4 protein-coding genes are annotated in these 5,401 nt (G+C 56.4%); 3 read left to right on the top strand and 1 reads right to left on the bottom strand.

Features of this window, described 5'->3' with window-relative positions; genetic code table 11:
* Positions 1-1,640: hypothetical protein (locus tag VFU50_12825; protein HEU5233739.1), on the bottom strand; the 1,640-nt coding region annotated here is incomplete at its 3' end.
* Positions 1,641-1,991: 351 nt separating this feature from the next.
* Here VFU50_12825 and VFU50_12820 point away from each other — a divergent pair.
* From VFU50_12820 to VFU50_12810, 3 genes are all read left to right on the top strand, one after another.
* Complete coding sequence (locus tag VFU50_12820; protein HEU5233738.1) at positions 1,992-3,068, top strand: alpha/beta fold hydrolase; 1,077 nt, start codon at positions 1,992-1,994, stop codon at positions 3,066-3,068.
* A gap of 83 nt (positions 3,069-3,151) precedes the next feature.
* Positions 3,152-4,708, top strand: coding sequence for a glycoside hydrolase 43 family protein (locus tag VFU50_12815; protein ID HEU5233737.1), 1,557 nt, complete (start codon positions 3,152-3,154; stop codon positions 4,706-4,708).
* A gap of 144 nt (positions 4,709-4,852) precedes the next feature.
* On the top strand, positions 4,853-5,401 hold a 549-nt coding region (locus VFU50_12810), incomplete at its 3' end, for a tellurite resistance/C4-dicarboxylate transporter family protein (GenBank protein ID HEU5233736.1).

Genomic DNA, 5,401 nt, shown 5'->3' with positions numbered 1-5,401 from the left:
GCTGCTGGATGATCGTTGCCGAGGAACAGATCATAGCCTGCCAGGAGGGTATCCCCAGAGTTGATGTTCAATGGACGCGACATCGACATCACCAACGTTCCATCTCCCGGATTCCAATCGTTCGGGAATTTTGGATCGTTTGTTCCCCACCATGCGGTCCAGCGGCTGTAATCGAGCTTCGAGTAGTCATAAGTGAGCGGGGGATTCGTCGGGAACACCTCCACATCCGTATTGACGCCGGCATTGCCCAGCATGAATTTGTCGACAAAGGCGGCGACCGCCGGAGCCTCGGCCGGCAGGGTTGCGCAATGATTGTGTCCGCCATCGATATAGAAGCCAAACCTGTCTCCAATACCGAACGCGTTGTAAACCTGCTGTGTCGCCCGCGCCGAAACATAGTTAGATCGGTTCGAGAGCCAGTAAAAATCTGTGTTGCCCGTCTCCAGCAGCGCGCGAGGCGCCACCATCGCCATCAGTTCGTGATGATCTACCGGCAACTTGTAGACATTGGGGCTGGAGAACTGCTTCATTTGTCCAGCGAACCAGTTATAGTCCGTGCGCTGGATGTCTTCCGACGCACCGCCCGCCTCGATCTCATCAGTTACACGCCAGGCTGGTGCGCCGCCACCTCCGTTTTCTTGAGCGATGGTGAGGCCGATCCGCTCGTCGAAGGCGCCGGCAAAGAGCGCCATCTTGCCGGCGTAGGAACAACCGGTGACAGCGATGTGTTGTGTATCGACTGGCAGCGGATTCACCGCCTGATGAGCAGCGATCTCAATGCCGTCGATCAGCCGGCTCACACCCCAGGCCCATGCAGCGTACTGTCCGGAATTGCTGGTGCCCGTACATGTTCCCGCGCAAAGCTCAGGATAAAGCTGGTAGAAGGGATCGTTCACGTGGCTGTTCACTCCAAAGAACGAGTAAACGGTCACGTCGTTATGAAAGAAGTCGATGGTCGCGACCGGACGGCTGGCAAAAACACTCGAGGGCAAACTTCCATAGTTGGGAACTGGAGGGACGAAGAACGGTGGGAATGCCAGCGACATCGGGATCAATACCGGAAATGGTCCGCTGCCCATTCCTTGTGGAAGCCAAACGCGCGACTTCAACGTCAAAGACTTCCCATTCCGGGTAACAACTACTTGCAGCGAGCCGGCATTTGATCCTGCCGCAGCCGGGGTATACGTCGCCGCAATGCTGCAATCGGAACAATCTGGTTTTGGGCCAATCTCGTATTTTTCAATTGCAGCCTTAATCTCGTTGCGACGGCGTTCCCAGCTTGCGAACGAAGTATCACGAGTTCCATCGACGAACCGAAACGGGTCCGGCAACGGTCGGATGATGGGAAGCTGAGCGAAGCTCGGGAAGTTGGGCGCCGCGAAGTTCGCACCCGTGTTCTCGACGCTATAAACAGAAGGAGTGCTCGAGTCGGCAGACGTATTCTCCTGAGCGAATGCTCCTGTCGCCAGAGCCGACACCAGCAGCAGTACCAACACCGAAAGCGGTGCATTGGCAAAACTGGAAGCGCCATGGAAGTTGGGCATGGCGATCATCTTTCGTCCCGCACTCCTCTCTCGGTTTCGTTCCGATGGAACCTGAAAATCGGTTGGCGCGGTCCAGATCAAGCGAGGCGATTTCATAAGTTGCTCCTCCGAGGCGGCAGGGGATTTCTCCGCTGGGGCCGGTTAGCGGCAAGCCGCGCTCAGCGCGCTTGCCAAGGTTGGAACACACTGTCACTACCACTGTGCTTGCCCGTGAAGCTGGTTGCGTTCGGAACAGCTTCGCAGTGGGCTTTTGTTCGACCCGCAAACTATATGCAGGAGATTTTCGCCTGTCAAGACTTCTAAAACGCTTTAGATGAGCGCTGCACTCTTCAATGTCGTAGCCGACGGATTCTATAATGTGCGGCTGCAGAGGCTGGACGGTGTTCCGCTGCTTGTCTCGCTAGCCAATCGAAACACTCTATCTTGAGTGATGAAAAGAGCAAAACGATGAGAACGATCAAATGGGTTCACTTGTTCCTGCTGTCGGTCGCCGCAGTTGTAGTCCCACCGATTACGGCGCAGGTACAGACCGAAGTTCCGGCCCCAGTCGCAGGCGCGAAACCCGTCACGGTGGATCACATCAAGATCCACGGCACCGCCCTCGAAGGCAACCTGGAGGGAGACGCGGTCGATCGCGATGTGTTTATTTTTCTGCCTCCCAGCTACGCAAAGGAGAAATCGAGGCGCTATCCCGTTGTCTATGCATTGCACGGGTACTCGATTGGAGCGGAGCAATGGACTCACGAGATCCATGTGCCGCAGACGATCGAAGGCGCTTTTGCTCTGGGTGCGAAAGAGATGATTGTGGTGCTGCCTGATTCGAAGACTGTCCACAACGGATCCATGTATTCGAGTTCGGTGACCACTGGAGATTTCGAGCAGTTCATTGCGCACGATGTGGTCGCGTATATTGATGCTCACTACCGAACCATCCCAAATCGGGAGAGCCGCGGATTGGTTGGCCATTCCATGGGAGGATATGGAGCGACGCGCATCGGAATGAAGCATGCCGACGTATTTGGCAGTTTGTATATCATGAGTCCGTGTTGCTTATCTCCTCGTCAGCCCGGCGCGTCGAATTCCGAAATCGACAAGGCTCTCGAGTCGGTGAAAACTCCGGAAGACTCCGCCAAGCTGACATTCTTTGCGCGCGCACAACTTGCCAGTGCTGCGGCCTGGTCGCCCGACCCGAAGAATCCGCCGCTGTATCTGGACTTGCCCAGCAAAAATGGCGAGCCTCAACCGGACGTGCTGGCGAAATGGACGGCGAATGCGCCTCTGGCTTTCATCGATCAGTACATCGGGAACTTGCGCCGCTATCGCGCGATCGGCATCGACGTTGGCGATCAGGATCGGCTGCGGGCGGACACGGAAAAGCTTCATGACGTGCTCGATAAATATGGGATCGTAAACAGCTTCGAGGTATATCCAGGAACGCATACCAGCAGAGTCGCCGACCGCTTTCAAAATCATGTGCTTCCGTTCTTCAGCAAGAACCTCTGTTTCGAGGCTTGCGGGCATTGATCAGTTCGTTAGAACCTGTCCATTCTGAGCGATCCAAGTGGCGGGATGCGTGCCTTGGCATTCTGCTGCTGGCGTTCGCTACTTTGGCCATTCCCTTCCAGGCACAGAGCAAGGAGCCGTCCCAGAGAGCTCGTGGCTATAGCAATCCAATTCTCTTTTCCGACTACTCCGACCCAGACGTTATCCGCGACGGCAATCATTTTTATCTGATCGCCTCGACCTTCCACTTCGTTCCTGGCATTCCCATTCTGGAATCGCTGGACCTGGTTCATTGGACCATTCTCGGGCATGCACTTCCGAAGCTCGACATGGATCCTCGTTACAACCTCGAGGGCAGCAACGGGTACGGCATGGGCGTGTGGGCTCCGGCCATACGCAAGCACAACGGCCTTTTCTATATTTACTTTCCCACACCGACGGAAGGGATCTTCGTGGTTACAGCGAAGACGATCAACGGTCCGTGGTCGAAGCCAGTGGCCCTGATTCGGCAGGCAGGGCTTGAAGATCCATGCCCGTTTTGGGACGACGATGGCTCAGCTTATCTGGTGCACTCAAAGAAAGGCGCGGGTCCATTGATCCTCCATCGCATGGCAGCCGATGGAATGTCGGTGCTGGACGATGGCAAGGAGATCGTTCGCGATCCCGAACATCTGCCGACGCTCGAAGGTCCGAAGATGTACAAGCGCGACGGTATTTACTACATCTTTGCTCCGTTCGGCGGAGTAGCGAAAGGATCGCAGGCGGTGCTGCGGTCGAAGTCGGTATGGGGGCCGTATGAATACAAGGTTGTGCTCGCTCAGGGGTCGACGAACATCAATGGCCCGCACCAGGGTGCGTACGTCGAAACTCCGGATGGCCGGGGGTGGTTCATTCACTTTCAATCGCGCGGTGCCCATGGACGCATCGTGCACCTGCAACCGGTGAAGTGGCAGGACGGCTGGCCGGTTATCGGCGAAGTCCCACCTGGCCCCAGTGTGGGCGAACCTGTGCTCATGTATCCCGAATTGCCGGTGAACGCGGGAGCCAAAGCGGCAGCGATGCATCCGCAAACATCGGACGAGTTCGGCGCCCTGACGCTTGGCCCACAATGGGAATGGAACCACAATCCGGACGACTCCCGCTGGAGTCTCTCGCGGCGCCGAGGCTTCCTGCGGCTCTCGCCGGGCGCAGCCAGTGATCTTCTCCACGCACGCAATACGCTCACCCAGCAGATGCAGAGCGAGTCGCTTGATTTCACGGTCCGCATGGATATCTCGCATATGAGAGAAGATGCCCGCGCAGGATTGGCCATGTTCCAGAAGGATCCGAATGGTCTGCAAGTTGCCGCGAAGGCGGGCAAACACACCCTGCAATGGTTCGCCGGTGCTGATGTAACTGATGGACCCGATGTTACCGCGAAGACTGTTCAGCTTCGTGTGCAGGTTCGAGACGATCGCGCCGTTTACAGTTACAGCCTCGACGATGGCGATTCGTTCCATCAACTCGGAGCCGAAGTTCCAATTGCGTTTTCTTTCTGGAAAGGCTCGCGACCGGCGCTGTTCGCTTACAGGGTGAGCGCAGATCCGTCAACGTCAGTGCCCGATTCGGGTCACGAAGGCTGGATTGATTTTGATTGGGTGCACTATCGACAGCTTCCCTAACCTCTCGCCAGGAACGCCGAATCAGGAAGCTACCCGTCGAGACGTGACAGATGTCACAGACCCCATGGGTACTAACCGGCTTAAAATCTGAACTGCAGCAGCCTCGCCGCTCGTATCGATTGTCGCGGGCAGAGGAACTTTCCAATGGGAACGGAACTACTCACGCCGGACAAGCGTTTGAAACAAACCCCGAGCCTGGGCAATCGGATTGCCTCGTTTCCAGCCGTTTATTTTTCCATGGTAATGGCGACCGGCATCGTTTCGATCGCGGTGCATGCAGCCGGCATTCCCGTTGTAGGAAGCATCCTCATGTGGCTGAACGTGGTGCTCTACTGTGGCTTCTGGGTGCTGCTGATCGGCCGGGCGGCCGTCGATCCCGGATCTCTCCTGCGGGATTTAACGAATTTTAGAATCGCTCCCGGATTCTTTACGTTGGTTGCCGGCACTAGCGTCCTGGCGCGTCAGCTGTTGATCATAGACTCAGAGTCCCGAATCGCTACTGCGATGTTGTGGATTGCTTTCCCATTATGGGTAGCTCTCATCTATGTAATCTTTACTGCTTTCACGGTGAAGGAGAATAAGCCGACGCTGGCCGAGGGGATTCATGGTGGATGGCTGCTCTCAGTAGTCGCGACGCAAGCTGTAGCTGTCCTGACGGCGTTGCTTGCGCGCCAGTGGCTGAATTATCAGCAG

It is taken from the genome of Terriglobales bacterium (assembly GCA_035764005.1).
GTDB lineage: Bacteria > Acidobacteriota > Terriglobia > Terriglobales > Acidobacteriaceae > Gp1-AA112.
Note: the sequence above shows the minus strand (reverse complement) of the source record. Positions and strands in the feature narration are given on the sequence as shown.